This is a genomic window from Amycolatopsis japonica, from assembly GCF_000732925.1.
In the GTDB taxonomy this organism is placed as follows: Bacteria; Actinomycetota; Actinomycetes; order Mycobacteriales; family Pseudonocardiaceae; genus Amycolatopsis; species Amycolatopsis japonica.
This window is the reverse complement of sequence record NZ_CP008953.1, coordinates 5,452,554-5,470,024: the sequence shown is the minus strand read 5'-3', so window position 1 is coordinate 5,470,024 and position 17,471 is coordinate 5,452,554. Positions and strand designations below refer to the sequence as shown.

The window sequence follows — 17,471 nt, the reverse complement described above, 5'->3', positions numbered from 1 at the left end:
CTATGAAAGCGTCCTTCATTGCGCGCGCGGGACGGCTCAGGCGACGTTGAACAGCTCGTCGTACCGCGACGCCATCATGTGCGCCCCCTTGATCTCCGACGTCGTCGCCGCGTCCAGGACGCCGACCTCCTCGGCGTAGGTCGCGCCCCCGGAAGGCCCGAGCGGCAACGAGATCATCGGCCCGCCCGGCGTGTGCGTGCGCAGTTCGCCGCCTTCGATCAGCGCCCGGATGTTGGCCACGACGACCTCCGCGTGGTCACCGGCCACCTTCGCCAGCTTCCCCTCCGGCAGCGCGGTGATGTCGCCGAGCGCGAACACGCGGGGCTGCCCCGGCAGACGCAGTTCGGACGTCACCTCGACCTGCCCGTTCGCCTGCCGCGCGGCGGCCAGTTCGCCGTCGAGGTACGCGGTGTGCGGCGCGCCGCCGTAGCACTGGAACCACAGGTCGGCGGTCACCTCGCCGCCGCCGCTGAGTCCCGAGGTGAACGTCTTGGCCTGCCCCGGTTCCGAGACGGGGGCCTCGGTCAGTGAAGTGCCGAGCAGGAGTTCGATGCCCAGATCGTCGAGCTGACGGCGGATCTCGGCGCGGAACTCGTCCGGGAAACCGGCCAGGATCTCCGTCGCCGGGTCGACGATCGTCACCGTCTTCTCCGGCCACACCGCCTTGATCTCGCCCGCCAGTTCGAGGCCCACCGGGCCCGCGCCGAGCAGCAGCACCTTCTCCGCTCCCGCGAGTTCCTCCCGGGTGGCGCGGATCTTCGCCTTCGCCGAAGCGCTGTCGTGGAAATCGATCTTCGCCGGGAACGGGTACGCCGAACCGGTCGCCAGCACGACGAAGTCCGGCACGAGCCGCTCACCCGACGCGAGCGTGACGCCGCCCTGGTCCACGCTCACCGCGCGGTCGCGCAGCACCCGTCCTCGCTCGAGAAGCCCGGAGTACGGGTAGAAGAGCCGATCCGTCCACTCGGGATCGACGAGCCCGCGCAACGCGGCGACGTGGTGGACGAAGTCCTCGCGCGGCTCGACGAGCACGACGTCGGCGAACGAGTCCAGCTCCTTGGCGACGGTCGTGCCGCCGTATCCCCCGCCGATGACGGCCACGGTCGTGGTCATGAGATCCCCTAGTTCGTAGTGCGTAATGTTGGTACTGCGAACTACAGTAGTTCGTACTCCGAACGATCGTCAAGTAGACTTCGGTCATGACCACGGCCGAAGACCTCGGATTCGCGACCGCGCTGGTGCGGCTTTCGCATCTCGTGCAGCGGGCTTTCATCGACGTCGGCCGGTCTCACGACCTCACGCCGCAGCAGGCGCAGCTGCTCTGCGTGCTGGCACAGGGGGAGACGGGGGTCGGGATGACCGACCTCGGCAAGATGCTGAATCTCGAGAAGTCCAGCGTCACCGGTCTGGTGGACCGCGTGCAGCGGCGCGCGCTCGTCGAGCGGGTCGCGGATTCCGGCGACCGCCGCGCGCTGAAGATCACGCTGACCGAAGAAGGGCTCCGGCTCGCGAACGCCGCCCACGAAGGCGTCGTCGAGAAGCTGGAGGAGATGGCCGCCGACCTCCCGGCCGAGCAGCGCGAGGCGATCGCCGCGGCCGCGTGGCGGATGGCGCCCGAAGACTGAGTCAGCGCCAGATCGCGGACGCGATCAGGAGCCCGATCGCCGCGGCGCCGATCCCGGCGGCCATCGTGACGCCGACGTACAGCACGGCGCGTGCTCGCCGCTTTCCGGTGAACAGCAGCAGGGTTTCGTACCCGAACGTCGAGAACGTCGTGAGCCCGCCGCAGAAACCGACGGCCAGCAGTGCGCGGACGGTGTCCGGCTGCCCGCCGTGCAGTGCCCAGCCGGTCAGCGCGCCGAGGATCGCCGAGCCGACGACGTTCACCGTGAGCGTGCCCCACGGGAACGCGGATTTCCGCCAGGCCTGGACGCGCCGGTCGGTCAGGAATCGCAGGATCGCGCCGAGGCCGCCGCCGAGCGCGACGAACAGAACGGTCATTTCCGCACCGCGCGGGTGATCTCGTGTCCGGCGTAGACGGCTACCAGTGCGGCGGCCACCGTGGCGAACGCGTACGCCAACCCGGTGAACGGACGTCCCGCCGTCACAAGATCGAGTGTGTCCGTCGCATAGGTCGAAAACGTGGTGTAGCCGCCCAGGATCCCGACCCCGAGGAACGGCCGTAGCAGTCTGTGCGGTTTCTTCGCCGCGGTCAGCAGCGCCGTCAGGACACCGATCAGCAGACAGCCGGAAACGTTGGTGGCAAAGGTGGAAAGCGGGAACCGGCCGGGAGAGTGGGGGACCGCGACGGAGAGGCCGTAGCGGGCGAGACTGCCGAGCGCGCCACCCGCTCCGATGGCCGCGAACGCGTCCCATCGCGGGCGGGGGACGGATGCCGGTTCAGCCATGAATGCCAGCTTAGAACCGCTGTCCGGGTGAACCGGCGCCACGGTGTCGAAGATCGCTCACAAGGCCGTTTTTCCCTGCTGGACAGTGAATTTTCCCGAAACGTGTCGTAGGCTTGGCGGCGCTCCAGGCCGATTTTCGGTCCGTCCGCTCGTCTAGAAAAAGGTGGCAGGATGGCACAGGAACAGTCAGGTACGCAGGCTCCCGACAGCGGTTTGCTGCTGGAGGTCGAGAAGATCCCGACCGCGGTCGACCGCGGGAAGGCCAACGGCGCGGCCGCCGACAACGACGGCAACGACGGCTGAGTGCCCGAAACGCCGACGCTGGCTGACCTCGTGGCTCCGCTCGGGGTCAGCCAGTTCTTCCAAGACGTCCAGGGCGAGACCTACCGCCGTTTCGAAGGCCGCGCGGGCCGGTTCGCCGACCTGCTGCCGTGGCCGGCGCTGAACGCGATCCTCCGGCAGCACCGCCTGGAGTTCCCGCGGCTGCGCCTCGCGCTCGATGGCACCCCGGTGCCCATGGAGAGCTACACCGATCTCGTCCCCACCCGCCGCAGTGGCACCGTCCCCCGCCTGCAGGCCGCTCCCTTCACGGAGCATCTCCGCGGCGGCGCGACGATGGTGCTCGACGCCATCCAGGAACTCAGCGACCCGATCGGCGATCTCGCCAGAAGCCTCGAACACGACCTCCGCGAGAGCGTCCAGGTCAACCTGTACGCCGGCTGGGGCGTGACCCACGGTTTCGACGTGCACTGGGACGACCACGACGCGTTCATCATCCAGGTCGCCGGCCGCAAACGCTGGCGGATGCACGGCCCGACCAGGCCCGCCCCGCTGCATCGCGACGTCGAACAGCCCGAGCGGCCGGGGGAGCCGATCGACGACTTCGTCCTCGAAGACGGCGACGTCCTCTACGTCCCGCGCGGGCACTGGCACGACGTCACCGCGGTGGGGGAGATGTCGCTGCATCTCACGCTCGGCTTCAGCCCGGCGACGGGGATCGACCTCGTCTCGTGGCTCGCCGACAAGCTGCGGGCGAGCACCGCGTTCCGGCAGGACCTCCCGCGGTTCGGGACGGCCGAGGAGCGTGCGGCCCGCGCCGCGGCCCTGCGCGCGGAACTGGAAGCCGCGCTGACCACCGACGTCGTCGACAGATTCCTCGCCGAACGCGACTCGGCGGCACCTGCGCATCCGCGTGTCGGCCTGCCCTGGGCGGCGACCCCCGGCCTGCTGCCGGACGGCGACGAGACCGAGGTCCGGTTCCTCGTCCCGAGGGCGGTGCTCGAAGAAGGTGACGGCCGGGTGACCCTGCTCGCGGACGGGAAACGGTTCGTCTTCGCGAGCGCCGCGACCCCGCTGCTGAAGGCGCTGCTCGACGGCTCGCCGCAGGCGGTCAAGCGACTCGCCGAGCTGTCCGAACTCGATCGGGGGACGGTGCGGGCCTTCCTCGGCGAGCTCACCACGCAGGGATTGCTCTCGATCGGCTGAAGGTCACAGGAGGCGAGAAGTGTGAAGGGAGCCCGGACGGGGTAAGCTAAGGCATGCCTAAGGTGAGGTCCGGAGGGGTCAGCCGATGACCGCTCAGCTCTCGGACACGGAAGCGCCGCCCGCCGCGTTGCCGGGCTGCGCGACCGTCGCGCGCATGCTCGGGGCGAGCCCTGCCGGCACCGCGGCGGACATGCGGTGCTGGCTGCTCATCGAACAGCCGGGCCCCTGGCCCGCGGACGCGCTGGAAAACGTCCTCGACGAGGCCTTCCCCGCCGAGCGGCGTGAGCTGCTCGAGAACTTGAGACGGTCGCACGGGCTCCGTCCGCTGCTCATCCGCCGTCCCGGCAAACATCAGCGTGACCCGGATCGCCCCCGTTCCGTGTACGTCGGCGGGGGCGAACCGGGCAACCGCTGGCTGGAACGCCTCGAAATCCACGACCTCGGTGAACTGGCCACGCTGGACCTCGAAGCCGTCGCGGAAGGCGCCGGCGGGCTCGGCACCCGCGTGGACGGGCCGCTGTTCCTGGTCTGCACCCACGGCACCAAGGACATGTGCTGCGCGGTGCTCGGCCGCCCGCTGGCCTCGGCGCTCAACACCAACCATCCCGGCCGGTCCTGGGAGGTCAGCCACGTCGGCGGCGATCGCTGGGCGGGCAACCTGCTGGTGGTCCCCGACGGTTTCCTGCACGGCCAGCTCAACCCGGCCGAAGCGGGGCTGGTCGCCAAGGCCGCGCTGCGCGGTCAGGTCGAACCGGAGCAGCTTCGCGGCCGGACGTCCGCCCGGACGGCGTGGGCGCAGTTCGCGGAGATCGCGCTCCGGCGGCGGCTGGATCTCCCCGGCCTGGACGACGTGCTCGCCGTCCAGGAGGAGCCGCTGCTCGAATCCGACGCGCGGGTCGTGACCGTGCGCGGCGGCGAGGACTTCTACTCGGTGACCGTGCGGCGGCGTTCGGCCGCGCCGCGCGGGGAAAGCCGGTGCGCGGGGTTGATCCAGCCCGCCGGATACGTGGCCGACGAGATCACGAAGCTCTAGCTCGCATTTAGTCCTCTGGATGCGGTCCTTGCGCGTGCAACTACCGCATCCAGAGGACGAAATGCCGCGAAGATCACCCTCGTTCGAACATACGTTTGACACCTGTCTAGAACATGTGTTCGACTGGCCGGGTGCGATGGGATCGACAGCGGGCGGACGGCGGCGAGCCGGTACTGCCCGGATTGGACGGGCTGCTGCGTTCGGTGCGCACGCCCGAGTTCGACAGCGTCACCTTTCACGAGGTGCACGCCAAATCCGTGCTGAACAAGGTGCCCGAGGGCTCGGGTGTCCCGTTCGGATGGACGGTGAACCCGTATCGCGGTTGTTCTCACGCGTGTACGTACTGCCTCGAGGGCGGCACGCCGGTCCTGATGGCCGACGGCCGGACGAAGCCGCTCGCGGAACTGGCGCCCGGCGACGCGATCTACGGGACGCGCGGGCGTGGCGCGGGGCGCCGTCTGGTGCCGACGAAGGTCCTCGCGCACTGGTCGACGCTGAAACCGGCGTACCGCCTGTCCCTCGACGACGGAACGTCCATCGTGGCCAGTGGCGATCACCGGTTCCTGACCGGTCGCGGCTGGAAACACGTCACCGGCACCCGGTTCGGCGCGGCGCAGCGGCCGCATCTGGTCGGCGGCACCGAACTCGTCGGCTTCGGGCGGCTCGCGCGCACCCCGGACGACACCCTCGGCTACCGCGCCGGATACCTGTGCGGAATGTTGCGCTCCGGCGGGTTCTCGGCCGAGAAGGACGCCGCGGGCCGCGCGCTTCGTTACCTGCCGGATTTCGGTGCGTCGGTCGGTTTCGTGCAGGTGCCGCCGTCGCCGGATTCCCATTGGCTGCGCGGATTCCTGGCCGGATTGTTCGATCTCGCCGGGAGCTACCGGCATGGCGCGTTGCGCGTCACCCATGACGAACAGGACATCGTCTCGACCTTCTGTTCCGCGCTGGGGAACTTCGGCTTCCGTTACGTCAGAAGTGAAAACGCCAAGTTTCGTCCGCTGTGGACGGTGCAGATCCTCGGCGGGCCTTCGGAGGAGGTGCGGTTCTTCCATCTCGCCGACCCCGCCGTCGGCTGGAAACGATCGCTCGACGGTCTCCCCATCGGCCGGACGAGACGGAAGGTGACGTCCATCGAGCCACTGGGCATCGAGTTGCCGTTGTTCGACATCACCACCGGCACCGGCGACTTCATCGCCGACGGCATGGTCACGCACAACTGTTTCGCCAGGAACACCCACACGTACCTCGACTTCGACGCCGGACGCGATTTCGACACGCAGGTGATCGTGAAGGTCAACGCGCCCGAGGTGCTGGCCGCGCAGCTGCGGCGGCCGAGCTGGACACGCGAGCACGTCGCGATGGGCACGAACACCGACCCCTACCAACGCGCCGAAGGCCGGTACAAGCTGATGCCGCGCATCATCACCGCGCTGGCCGATTCGGGCACGCCGCTGTCGATCCTGACCAAGGGGACCGTGCTGGCGAGGGATCTCCCATTGCTGGAATCGGTGTCGAAGGACGTGCCGGCCGGGCTGGCGATCTCGCTCGCGCTGCTGGACGAGGAGCTCCAACATCGTCTGGAGCCGGGGACGCCGAGCCCGCGGGCGAGGCTCGACCTGATCCGCAAAGCACGCGACGCCGGGTTGCCGTGTTCGGTGCTCGTCGCCCCCGTGCTCCCGTACCTGACCGACTCGGTGGCCGCGCTCGACGCCCTGTTCTCGCGGCTGGCCGAGGCGGGCGCCACGCGGGTCACCGTCCTTCCGTTGCATCTGCGGCCCGGCGCGCGGGAATGGTTCGCGCGCTGGCTCGGCCGGGAACATCCGGAGCTGGTGCCGAAATACCGCGAGCTGTACTCGCGCGGCGCGTATCTCCCGAAGTCCTATCGGGAGCGGCTCGGCGCCAGGGTCGGTCCGTTGTTGCGCCGTCACGGCTTCGGTTCCCGTGCGGACGACGGGGAACGGATGCAGGTGACGATGCCCGTGCAGCGGGCGGGGGAGGCGGTGGTGCCTCCGGCCGAGCAGCTCAAACTGCTGTAGCACCACTTTCGCCTCGGGTGGCCGAAAGTCTTACCGCACAACGGATTCGGCCGTTCGGCGCAGTGGCTTGGCGGAAATCCTTTTCGTGCCTAATCTCAAGGGGACGAAGGCGAGGAGGTGCCTGTTGACCACCCGTACTGATCGCACCGCCGCTGTCCGCATCGCCTGGGCCGCGACCAAGCTGACCAGAGCGGGCAGACACCCCATCGCCATCGGAAGACTCGCCGCCACCGTCGGCATGGACCCGGCCGAAGCCCACCGTTTGATGGACCTGATGGGCTTCGTCATCCGCGACGGGCTGGTCGTGATGGACCGGGGTTCGCGCCCGGCCGGACGGGCGGGCTCCGACCGGTACCGGGTCGACCTGTTCCTCCTGGCCGTCGCCACCGGTGAACCCGTGCACGCGGACGCGGTCTGCCCGGCGACCGGAGCGCGCGTCCGTGTCCACTTCACCCGCGAGAGGGTCTTGAGCGTCGACCCGCCGCACGCCGTGGTCGCCGCGTCACGTCTGTCCGGGATCGACCTCGCCCTCGGCCAGGACTACGTCGAGGCGCTGGTCTGCACGGAGTTCTTCGCGTCGCAGGAGGCGGCCTCGGGCTGGCTGCTGGAGAACATCGACGGCCGGGTCCTGTCCGTGCCCGGCTATCTGGCGCATACGCGGCGGATGGTCGCCGCGCTGGAGGCCTGGCCGACGATCTGAGGAACCGTCGGGTTTGTACCTGGTCGCGAGGCATTCGGGGTCTTTCGATAGCCTGTCGAGTCGTCGGCGATAGGCCGTCGAATCGCAGAATCGTGATGCCGAAGGAGAGCACCCGCAGTGCTTCGCACCCACAAAGCCGGCACCTTGCGTGCCGAGCACGCCGGTCAGACGGTCACCCTCACCGGATGGGTGGCCCGGCGGCGCGATCACGGCGGCGTCATCTTCATCGATCTGCGCGACGCCAGCGGCGTGAGCCAGGTCGTCTTCCGCGAGGGCGAGATGGCCGAGCGTGCCCACCAGCTGCGCTCCGAGTACTGCGTCCGCATCGTCGGCGAGGTCTCGAAGCGCCCGGAGGGCAACGCCAACGCCGAGATCCCCACCGGCGAGATCGAGGTGCTGGTCACCGAGCTCGAGGTGCTGTCCGAGGCCGCCGTGCTGCCGTTCCCGATCGACGACCGCGTCGACGTCGGCGAAGAGGTGCGTCTCAAGCACCGCTACCTCGACCTGCGCCGCAGCGGCCCCGCGGCCGCGATGCGCCTGCGCAGCGAGGTCAACCGCGCCGCCCGCGAGGTGCTGCACGCCCAGGAGTTCGTCGAGGTCGAGACCCCGACCATGACCCGCTCCACCCCCGAGGGCGCCCGCGACTTCGTCGTCCCGGCCCGCCTCAAGCCCGGCTCCTGGTACGCGCTCCCGCAGTCGCCGCAGCTGTTCAAGCAGCTGCTCATGGTCGGCGGCCTCGAGCGGTACTACCAGATCGCGCGCTGCTACCGGGACGAGGACTTCCGCGCCGACCGGCAGCCGGAGTTCACCCAGCTCGACATCGAGATGAGCTTCGTCGAGCAGGACGACGTCATCGCGCTCGGCGAGGACATCGTGACGGCGCTGTGGAAGCTGATCGGCGCCGAGATCCCGAAGCCCTTCCGCCGCATCAGCTACGCCGAGGCGATGGAGAAGTACGGCTCGGACAAGCCGGACCTGCGCTTCGACCTCGAACTCACCGACATGACGGCGTTCTTCGCCGACACCCCGTTCCGCGTGTTCCAGGCGCCGTACGTCGGCGCCGTCGTGATGGCGGGCGGGGCCGACCAGCCGCGCCGCACCCTCGACGCCTGGCAGGACTTCGCCAAGCAGCGCGGCCACCGCGGGCTCGCCTACATCCTGGTCAACGAGGACGGCACGCTCGGCGGGCCGGTCGCGAAGAACCTGTCGGAGAAGGAGCGCGAGACGGTCGCCGAGGCCGTCGGCGCCAAGCCCGGCGACTGCGTCTTCTTCGCCGCCGGCAAGCCCGCCGACGCGCGTGCGCTGCTGGGTGCCACCCGGCTGGAGATCGGCAGCCGTCTCGGCCTGATCGACGAGAACGCCTGGTCGTTCGTCTGGGTCGTCGACTTCCCGATGTTCATCTCGGCCGAGGAGTCCGACGACGTCGCCGTCGGCGGCGGCAAGTGGAAGGCACTGCACCACGCCTTCACCTCGCCGACCCCGGAGTGGATCGGCAAACTCGCCGACGACCCCGGCAACGCGCTGGCCTACGCCTACGACATCGTCTGCAACGGCAACGAGATCGGCGGCGGCTCGATCCGTATCCACCAGCAGGAGCTGCAGAAGCAGGTCTTCGAGCTGATGGGCCTGTCCGAGGAGGAGGCGCAGGAGAAGTTCGGCTTCCTGCTCGACGCTTTCGCCTTCGGCCCGCCGCCGCACGGCGGGATCGCGTTCGGCTGGGACCGGATCGTCATGCTGCTGGCCAAGGCCGAGTCGCTGCGTGACGTGATCGCGTTCCCGAAGACCGGTGGCGGGTTCGACCCGCTGACCGCCGCTCCCGCGCCGATCACCGCGGAGCAGCGCAAGGAGGCGGGCATCGACGCCAAGCCCGCGCCGCCCGTCAAGAACTGATGCTCCACCTCAGGGCCGTGTGCCCGCCGGACCGGACCGACGAAGCGATCCGGATCCTGCGGGCGCACACCGGGACCGCGCACCTCGTGGTACATCACGGGGTGGCGGTCGCGCCCGAGGGCGACCTGATCGAGGCGGACATCGCCCGTGAGGCGGCCGACGAGATCATCGAGTCGCTGTGCGGGCTCGACCTCGACCACACCGGCGGCATCACGTTGGAAGCGCTGGACACCGCGGTGTCCGACGCCGCCGACAAGGCCGAGGAGGCCGCGCCGGGCGAAGGCGCCGACGCGGTGGTGTGGCAGGAACTCGTCGGCCGTTCCGGCGAGGAGTCCCGGCTCACCTGGACATTTCAGGCATTCCTGACCATCGCGTGCCTGCTGGCGGCGGTCGGTGTCATCACGAACTCGGCCGTCACCATCGTCGGCGCCATGGTCGTAGGGCCGGAATTCGGGCCGCTGGCCGCGATGGCGGTCGGCCTGGTGCTGCGCCGCGGCGATCTCGTGCGGCAGGGCGGGGTCGCGCTGCTCGGCGGTTTCCCGATCGCGATGGTGATCACCCTCGGCGTGGTGCTGGTCGGCAACGCCACCGGCGTGCTCGAGGTCAGCAAGCTCGCGGACAACCACGAGGTCGATTTCGTTTACCAGGTGGGAATCGCGTCGCTGATCGTCGCGCTCCTCGCCGGCGCCGCGGGCATGCTTTCCATGACGTCGGCCAAATCCGCCGCGCTCGTGGGCGTCTTCATCTCGGTGACGACGGTGCCCGCCGCCGGTTACGCGGTGGTCGCGGCCGTTGCCGGTCAGTGGGAACGGTGCCTTTATTCGGCCGGTCAGCTGCTGGTCAATCTCATCGGAATCGTTGCAGCTGCGGCCATTGTGCTGACATTGCGCCGTCGTGGGCAACGATCGAGGGTGACGGAACGTCCGCTTTCACGCGGATGAGTCCTCGATCGCGCCAGTGCGCGCGATTGCCCGGATCTCAGTGGTCATGGTTGCTCAGTCACGAGTAGGGTCGGTGGCAATGACAGTCGATACCTCCTCTGCCGACGATTCGACCGTCGGAGCTGGAGCCGAAACCCTCGCCGTGGCGGCCGCGGTCGCCGCCGGCGAGTCGGTCCTCACGCGCCGATTCGGCAGCGCGATCACCCTCGTCGCCCCCGAAGACCTCGCCGGCAGCGGCCCGGCCACGGTCGTGCGGGCGCGGGTGGCGTCGTCGCCGTTCGCGCTGCCGCGCACCCTGGTCATCAAGCACTACCCCGATCCACCCGAACCGGGACGGCCCGATCCGTTCGCGCAGGAGGCGGTCAGCTACCAGCTGTTCACCGCGCTCGCGCCGGAGGACCGGATGTGCCCGGAGCTGCTGGCGCACGACGGCCGGGACCGTGTCCTGGTGATCGAAGACCTCGGCGGCGTCCCGACACTGCACGACAAGCTCCACGCCCGTGACGCCCGCGGCGCCGAACGTGCCTTGCTGTCCTGGGCCCGGTCGCTGGGCAGGTTGCACGCGACCACGGCGAGCCGTGAGCCCGATTTCAACGCGCTGCTGCGCCGTCTGGGCGGCCCGGTCAAGAACGAGGACGCTCCGCTGCCCGCGGTCTGCGCGCAACTGCCGGGCCTGCTGGAGGAACTGCTCGACGTCGAGACGCCGGAGCCGGTGCAACAGCGGGTCATGGAGGTCGCCGAGCGGGCGGGCGCGCCGTCGTACCGCGCGTTCAGCCCCGTCGATCTCAGCCCGGACAACAACCTCGTGACCAGCGGCGGAGTGCGGTTCCTCGACTTCGAACGCGGCCGGGTGCGCAGCACCCTGATGGACGTGGCGTACCTGCGGCTCCCGTTCGCGTCGAGCGCGGACGCGCTGGCCCTGCCGCCGGGTATGAGCGAGGCGATGATCGCGGCCTGGCGGTCCGAGGTCGTCTCGGTCTGGCCCGGGCTCGCGGATGAGGACGCGCTGGCCGAGCATCTGATGGACGGTCAGCTGCTCCTGCTGTGGGTCCTCACCTGGGAGATCCTCCCGGAGCTGGACCTGGACCGGCACGCGACGCCGATCAGCCGGGAGGCCGCGCTCGTCACCTGGTGGCGGGAGCTGGCCAAACACTCGCTGCGTGCGCGGCTGACGCATATCTCCGAGCACGCCACCAGGGTCGCCGCGGCCCTCGGCGCCCGGCTCGGGCCGCACGCCGATCTCGCGTTCTATCCCGCGTTCCGGTGACCGCCGCACGGACTTTTCGCTCGACCGTCCTCGCCGCGTTACCCAGGCATCACCACGGGTGAGTCTGCGTGGCCGATGGTGGCTACCGTGACCGTGATCAGTGTCGAAGTCACTCCGAGTCCCGAACCCCTTCTTCCTCCCGCAACGGCGGTCCCGCGGTCCGCTCGCAGACTGGTCGTGCTCGGCGATTCCACGGCCGTGGGCCTGGGCGACCCGCTGCCGGGCCGAGGTGGCTGGCGCGGGGTCGGCCCGCTCGTCGCCGACGCGCTCGGCGTCGAGCCGGACGGCTACCTGAACCCGTCGTTCACCGGGGCGCGCATGGGCTGCGTGCTGACCGAGCAGCTTCCGGAGGCCGTCGCGCATCGGCCGGACGTCGCGCTGGTGGTGGCGGGCATGAACGACACGCTGCGTCCCGATTTCAGCGCCGAGAAGATCGCCGCGGACCTCACCGAGGTGATCCGTTCGCTGGCCGCCGTCGGCACCGTCGTGATCCCGGTGCGCTACCACGACCACGGGAAGGTGTTCCGCCTCCCACGGTCGCTGCGGCGCGCGTTGAGCGAGCGGGTGGCCGAGCTGAACGCCGCCATCGACGGGGTCGTCGAGCGCGAGGGCGTGCCGTGTCTCGACCTCGAACTGCTGCCCGGCGCCTACGACCTCACCGCGTGGAGCGTCGACCGGCTGCACCCGTCGGAACTCGGGCACCGGATGCTGGCGACCGGGTTCACCGAACGGCTCGCCGAGGCCGGGTTCGCGGTGCCGCGGCCGGTGAGCCTGACCTGCTCGGGAGGCGTGGAGCCGAGTACCGCCGGGCACGTCGGCTGGCTGGTGCTCAAGGGCATCCCGTGGGTGTGGCGGCGGGGGCGTGAGTTCGTGCCGTACGCGGCCGTGATCATGTGGCAGGCGTTCCGGGAGCGGCTGCGCTGACCTGTGGCCGGAACCGTCGGTGGGTACGGCTACCGTCGACACCGTGGCACAGGACGAACTCTTCACCGTGAACCCCGACCTCGGTCCGCCGCCGGAGCCGGCCGAGCCGAGGGAGGTCGCCGTTCCGGCGGGCTCGCCGCTGGCGGTGCGGATGCGGCCGCGGTCGCTCGACGAGGTCGTCGGCCAGCAGCATCTGCTGCGTGAGGGTGCGCCGCTGCGGCGGCTCGTCGAAGGCGCGGCCCCCGCTTCCGTGCTGCTCTACGGCCCGCCGGGTACCGGCAAGACCACCCTGGCGAATCTCGTCTCCGCGGCGACCGGCCGCCGGTTCGTGGCGATGTCTGCGCTGTCGGCCGGGGTGAAGGAGGTGCGCGGGGTCATCGAAGAAGCGCGCCGCCGCCGGAACTACAACGCCGAGAACACGGTGCTGTTCATCGACGAGGTCCACCGGTTCTCCAAGACCCAGCAGGACGCCCTGCTCGGCGCGGTGGAGGACCGGACGGTGCTGCTGGTGGCCGCCACCACGGAGAACCCGTCGTTCTCGGTGGTCTCGCCGCTGCTGTCGCGGTCTTTGGTGCTGCAGCTGCGGCCACTGACCGACGCCGACATCGTCGCGCTGATCGAGCGCGCGCTGGCCGACGAACGCGGTCTCGGCGGCGAACTCACCCTGACCGAGGACTCGCGAGACCATCTGGTGCGGCTGGCCTCCGGCGACGCGCGGCGCGCGCTCACCGCGCTCGAAGCGGCCGCCGACGCGGCGAGCGCGACCGAGGCCAAGACGATCGATCTCGCCATCGTCGAGTCCACAGTGGACAAGGCGGCGGTGCGTTACGACCGCGACGGCGACCAGCACTACGACGTCATCAGCGCGTTCATCAAATCGATCCGAGGGTCGGACGTGGACGCCGCGTTGCACTATCTGGCGCGGATGATCGAGGCGGGGGAGGACCCGCGGTTCCTGGCCCGGCGCCTGGTCGTGCACGCGAGCGAGGACATCGGCATGGCCGACCCGACGGCACTGCAATCGGCCGTCGCGGCTGCGCACGCCGTGCAGTTCATCGGTATGCCGGAAGGCCGTCTCGCGCTGGCGCAGGCGACCGTGCACCTGGCGACGGCGCCGAAGTCGAACGCCGTCATCACCGGCATCGACGCCGCGCTGAGCGATGTCCGGTCCGGGCGCATCGGGACGGTGCCGCCGCATCTGCGCGACGGGCATTACGCGGGCGCGGAGAAACTCGGCAACGCGAAGGGCTACCGGTATCCGCACAACGTGCCGGAAGGTGTTCTGGCGCAACAGTATCCGCCGGACGAGCTGGTGGGGCGGGACTACTACGAGCCGACGCAGCGCGGGGCGGAGCGGACGTTGCACGAGCGGGTGCCGAAGCTGCGGCGGACCATTCGGGGGGAGCGTTAGCCCGCGTTCGGCGGGGTTGTCGGCGGTGAGGAGCGCCGTGAGCCAGGGTATGCGCTGGGAGCGGTTGTGATCGGTCCGGTGACGACGGACTGTGTGGATTTTGGGGCGTTGGATGACCCGAAATCCACACAGTCGTGCGTGATAGGACCGGTCACGGTGGTCGTCCGTTAGGGCGTGCTTCGGTCACCGGCGCTGGGCATGACGAGAGGCCCGTCGACGGCGTGGCCGACGGGCTCCTCGGGGTTCAGACGTGATGCAGGGTGTTACGCCGGGGTTTTCGGAGCGGATCTCGGTATTGGGGTGGGATGAACTCCGGTAGGCCGTCGGCCGCCATGCGTACTTCCCAGTCACCGTGGTGGATCAGGCGATGGTGGAAACCGCACAATAGGACCAGATTCCGGAGATCGGTGGGCCCGCCGTCTGCCCAGTGATGAATGTGATGGGCGTGGCAATTCTTGGGTTTCCGATGACACCCGGGGAACGCACAGCCACCGTCTCGAATGTTCAACGCCCGTCGCTGCCCTGGGGTGACGAACCGTCTCAGCCGCCCCATATCCAGTGGTTCACCCGAGGAACCCATGACCACCGGCAGCATCAGGCAGTCGCAGGCGGCGAGCCGGGCTTCCCGTGCCGTCATCGTCCCCACGAAGTCGAGACACGCGGTGCCGAGTCCGGACTTCAGTTCCTCGAGTCCGATGGTGACATGCACCAAGGTGCGGTAACCACTGGTCCCCGGTTGGTCCGGGCACGCGATGGCCAGATCGAGCAGCTCGGCCCAGGCATCTCCCATGCGCTCGCACTTCATCCGCAGATCCGCCTGCCCGAACTCATCCACCGGCCGCGGCTGGGCGTGTGCTTCCAGGGCGACGGCCGTGCGTGCGCCGGTCTCGTCGTCGAGGAGGCCGGTGAGTTTCCAGAAGCCGTCTTTGCGGCGTTCCAGGGTGATCTCGCGGCGTGGTTCTTTGGGTTCGGGGTCTTTGGGTTCGTTGCCGTTGGGGTTGAGCAAGCCCTGCAGGTTCGCTTCGGCCTTGGCGAGTTGGCGGGGTCCGGCGTTCGGGGCGAGGTTGGCGAGGATCTGCTCCGCACCGGCCCGCTCCTCGGCCGAAATGTCGGTGGGGAGGTTTTTCAGGATCTCCAGGATCTGATCGATCCGTTCGTCCCCGACCAGTCCCTGAGCGGCGACCGCGGCGGTCGCGGGCGCGACCGGCGGGACTTCGGTGCCGTCCAACGCGCGGGTGGGGTTCAAGGCGATCGCGCGCTTCACGATCGCACCGGCCTCACCCCGTGACAACCCCGCGATCTCGGCGAGCCAGCTGGCCGTGCTGCCATGCCCGTACAAGTCTTTGACGCCACGAGACTCGATCTCCGCCAGAAACCGCCCCAGACAGGCGGTCGCGATCCGGATCACCTGCAAAGCGTGCTGCACACCATGGGCAAGCTCCAGCTTGCCGGCACGCCACAGCTCCTGCGGCAACTCGGGGAAGAAGGTCTCGGACACCCCTTCATAATACCCGAAGAAATCGAACACGTGTTCGTAATTTTAAGCAACGAAGGATACCGCGCAAACAACACTGAAGAGTGATGCAGCCTCGTGTAAAGGTCGCGCAAGGAGAACGTGCCGCATTTAGTCGACTAAATGCGGAACAAAGGTAAAGCCCGCTTGAAAACCCCTTGATCCCACCCTGGGCAGCTAGACCACTCCCGTTGGTCTCGACGTCGCGAGCCGAACATGTCCGTCGGCGAGTATCCGCGCATGGAAATCCCCAGGGTCGGTGTTCCCGACGCGCTGGCCTCGCGTCTCACGATGGCCGAACAGCACGAATTCCTCAGCCGCCGCACGATTCTGAAGGGCGCCGTCCTCGCGGCCGGTCCGCTTCTGTTGCAGGGCACCGCGTACGCCGATGGCGACAAGGTCGTCCCGGCGGGGCGGCATCTCGCGTTCGGCCGGAATCCGCGGACGTCGATGCGGGTCGCGTGGCAGGTGCCGGCGCCGGTGCGCAAGCCGTTCCTGCGTATCGCCGACGGCGACGGCGGCTGGAGTCATCGCATCCCGGCCGAGGTCCGCGCGCTGCATTCCGAGGTCGCCGGGGTCATCGCGCCGTACGACCAGTATTACCTCCACGCCGAGGCCGACCATCTCTGGCCCGGCCACACTTATCGGTACGCCGTCGGGCACGAGGGTTTCGACCCGGCTTCGGGGGACGGCGGGCCCGCCGCAATCTCAACGTTCACGACCGCGCCCGCGCGGGGGATCCCGGCGGGCAAGTTCACCTTCACCGCGTTCGGCGACCAAGGCGTCTCGACAACGGCGCTTGCACAGGACGGTGCCGTCGCGCGCCAGAACCCGCGTTTCCACCTGCTGGCGGGCGACATCGCGTACGCCGACCCGAGTGGCGCGGGCAAACCGCCCGGGTCCAAGCCCGACGCGGACCACGATCTCTTCGACCCCAAGGTCTGGGATGCCTACTACCGCCAGATCGAGGGCGTCGCGGCCTCGGTGCCGTGGATGGTCACCACCGGCAACCACGACATGGAGGCCCTCTACTCGCCCGACGGGTACGGCGGCCAGGTCAAACGCTGGGACTTCCCCGGTACCGGCCCGCACGACTGCCCCAGCGTCTACTCCTTCATCTACGGCAACGTCGGCGTGATCTCGCTCGACGCCAACGACGTCTCCTACGAGATCCCCGCCAACCTCGGCTATTCGCACGGCTCCCAGACGGCGTGGCTCAAGCGGCGCCTGCGGTATCTGCGGTCGCAGCCGGACGTCGACTTCATCGTGGTCTTCTTCCACCATTGCGCCTATTCGACGACCAATCAGCACGCGTCGGAGGGTGGCGTCCGCGAGCAGTGGGTCCCGTTGTTCGACGAGTACCGGGTCGACCTCGTCATCAACGGGCACAACCACATCTACGAACGCACCGACGCCCTGCGCGGCGGCAAGGTGACCCGCGAGGTCGAGATCGGCGACACCGTCGAGCCGGATCGCGACGGCACCGTGTACGCGACCTGTGGCGGCGGCGGGAAGAGTCTCTACAGCTTCCCGGTGCCCGACACGTTCGCGGGCGAGTTCCAGTCGTATCACTGGGTCAAGGGCGGTGAGAAGGTGACCGAAACCGTCTCGTGGTCCCGCGTGCGCTACACCGGGTACTCGTTCCTCGCGATCGACGTCGAGCCCGCCTGGCCCGGCCGCCGGACGACGCTGACCGTGCGGACCCTGCGCAACGACGGCGCCGAGATCGACCGGTTCACCCTGCGCCGCACCGCCGGTCTCCCTCGGTCACGGCACGCTGTCCTCGGCGCCGACCCGGGGGACGTATAACGTCCTACACGGTTCCGCATGGTGGGACTCGGTGCCATATCGTGGACCGGA

At 69.3% G+C, this 17,471-nt stretch carries 16 protein-coding genes; 12 read left to right on the top strand and 4 right to left on the bottom strand.

Features of this window, described 5'->3' with window-relative positions:
• Positions 1-36 precede the first annotated feature (36 nt).
• Entirely contained in the window at positions 37-1,113 is a 1,077-nt protein-coding gene (locus AJAP_RS25130; protein ID WP_038515675.1) for an NAD(P)/FAD-dependent oxidoreductase, read from the bottom strand.
• 86 nt (positions 1,114-1,199) lie between these two features.
• On the opposite strand from AJAP_RS25130, the gene AJAP_RS25125 reads away from it, so the two are divergent.
• The gene (locus AJAP_RS25125; RefSeq protein WP_038515673.1) at positions 1,200-1,625 is read left to right on the top strand and encodes a MarR family winged helix-turn-helix transcriptional regulator; all 426 of its coding nucleotides are present in this window, start codon (positions 1,200-1,202) and stop codon (positions 1,623-1,625) included.
• Between the two features lies 1 nt (position 1,626).
• Here AJAP_RS25125 and crcB (AJAP_RS25120) read toward each other — a convergent pair whose 3' ends face one another.
• Entirely contained in the window at positions 1,627-2,001 is a 375-nt protein-coding gene (gene crcB, locus AJAP_RS25120; protein ID WP_038515671.1) for a fluoride efflux transporter CrcB, read from the bottom strand.
• Positions 1,998-2,408 carry a fluoride efflux transporter CrcB gene (gene crcB / locus AJAP_RS25115; protein WP_038515669.1) on the bottom strand — a complete coding sequence of 137 codons (411 nt, stop codon included), beginning with the start codon at positions 2,406-2,408 and terminating at the stop codon, positions 1,998-2,000. The genes crcB (AJAP_RS25120) and crcB (AJAP_RS25115) overlap by 4 nt, the downstream gene beginning before the upstream one ends.
• Positions 2,409-2,579: 171 nt before the next feature.
• Between crcB (AJAP_RS25115) and AJAP_RS45110 the strand changes: the two genes are divergently transcribed.
• The 10 genes from AJAP_RS45110 to AJAP_RS25070 all read left to right on the top strand — a co-directional run bounded on the left by AJAP_RS45110 (position 2,580) and on the right by AJAP_RS25070 (position 14,098).
• The gene (locus tag AJAP_RS45110) at positions 2,580-2,711 is read left to right on the top strand and encodes a hypothetical protein (RefSeq protein ID WP_005157133.1); all 132 of its coding nucleotides are present in this window, start codon (positions 2,580-2,582) and stop codon (positions 2,709-2,711) included.
• Entirely contained in the window at positions 2,712-3,893 is a 1,182-nt protein-coding gene (locus tag AJAP_RS25110) for a cupin domain-containing protein (protein WP_038515667.1), read from the top strand.
• 85 nt (positions 3,894-3,978) lie between these two features.
• On the top strand, positions 3,979-4,926 hold the full coding sequence (locus tag AJAP_RS25105) for a sucrase ferredoxin (RefSeq protein ID WP_038515666.1): 948 nt from the start codon (positions 3,979-3,981) through the stop codon (positions 4,924-4,926).
• 131 nt (positions 4,927-5,057) lie between these two features.
• Positions 5,058-6,965, top strand: a complete 1,908-nt coding sequence (locus AJAP_RS25100) for an intein-containing Rv2578c family radical SAM protein (RefSeq protein WP_174492044.1) — start codon at positions 5,058-5,060, stop codon at positions 6,963-6,965.
• 124 nt (positions 6,966-7,089) lie between these two features.
• Positions 7,090-7,665 carry an organomercurial lyase gene (gene merB / locus AJAP_RS25095; protein ID WP_038515664.1) on the top strand — a complete coding sequence of 192 codons (576 nt, stop codon included), beginning with the start codon at positions 7,090-7,092 and terminating at the stop codon, positions 7,663-7,665.
• A 117-nt stretch (positions 7,666-7,782) separates the two neighbouring features.
• Positions 7,783-9,555: an aspartate--tRNA ligase gene (aspS, locus tag AJAP_RS25090; RefSeq protein WP_038515663.1), complete on the top strand. Its 1,773-nt coding sequence runs from the start codon at positions 7,783-7,785 to the stop codon at positions 9,553-9,555.
• Positions 9,555-10,496: a DUF389 domain-containing protein gene (locus AJAP_RS25085; protein ID WP_038515661.1), complete on the top strand. Its 942-nt coding sequence runs from the start codon at positions 9,555-9,557 to the stop codon at positions 10,494-10,496. The genes aspS and AJAP_RS25085 overlap by 1 nt, the downstream gene beginning before the upstream one ends.
• Positions 10,497-10,575: 79 nt before the next feature.
• On the top strand, positions 10,576-11,763 hold the full coding sequence (locus AJAP_RS25080) for a phosphotransferase (protein ID WP_037343865.1): 1,188 nt from the start codon (positions 10,576-10,578) through the stop codon (positions 11,761-11,763).
• A 75-nt stretch (positions 11,764-11,838) separates the two neighbouring features.
• Positions 11,839-12,687 (top strand): SGNH/GDSL hydrolase family protein, encoded by an 849-nt coding sequence (locus AJAP_RS25075; RefSeq protein WP_038515659.1) that lies wholly within the window; start codon positions 11,839-11,841, stop codon positions 12,685-12,687.
• Positions 12,688-12,730: 43 nt separating this feature from the next.
• Positions 12,731-14,098, top strand: coding sequence for a replication-associated recombination protein A (locus AJAP_RS25070; protein ID WP_038523847.1), 1,368 nt, complete (start codon positions 12,731-12,733; stop codon positions 14,096-14,098).
• Between the two features lie 244 nt (positions 14,099-14,342).
• Here AJAP_RS25070 and AJAP_RS25065 read toward each other — a convergent pair whose 3' ends face one another.
• Complete coding sequence (locus tag AJAP_RS25065; protein ID WP_038523844.1) at positions 14,343-15,596, bottom strand: HNH endonuclease signature motif containing protein; 1,254 nt, start codon at positions 15,594-15,596, stop codon at positions 14,343-14,345.
• 255 nt (positions 15,597-15,851) lie between these two features.
• On the opposite strand from AJAP_RS25065, the gene AJAP_RS25060 reads away from it, so the two are divergent.
• A complete protein-coding gene (locus AJAP_RS25060) occupies positions 15,852-17,420 on the top strand; it encodes a purple acid phosphatase family protein (protein ID WP_038523842.1) in 1,569 nt (522 codons plus the stop codon).
• The last annotated feature ends 51 nt before the right edge of the window (positions 17,421-17,471 follow it).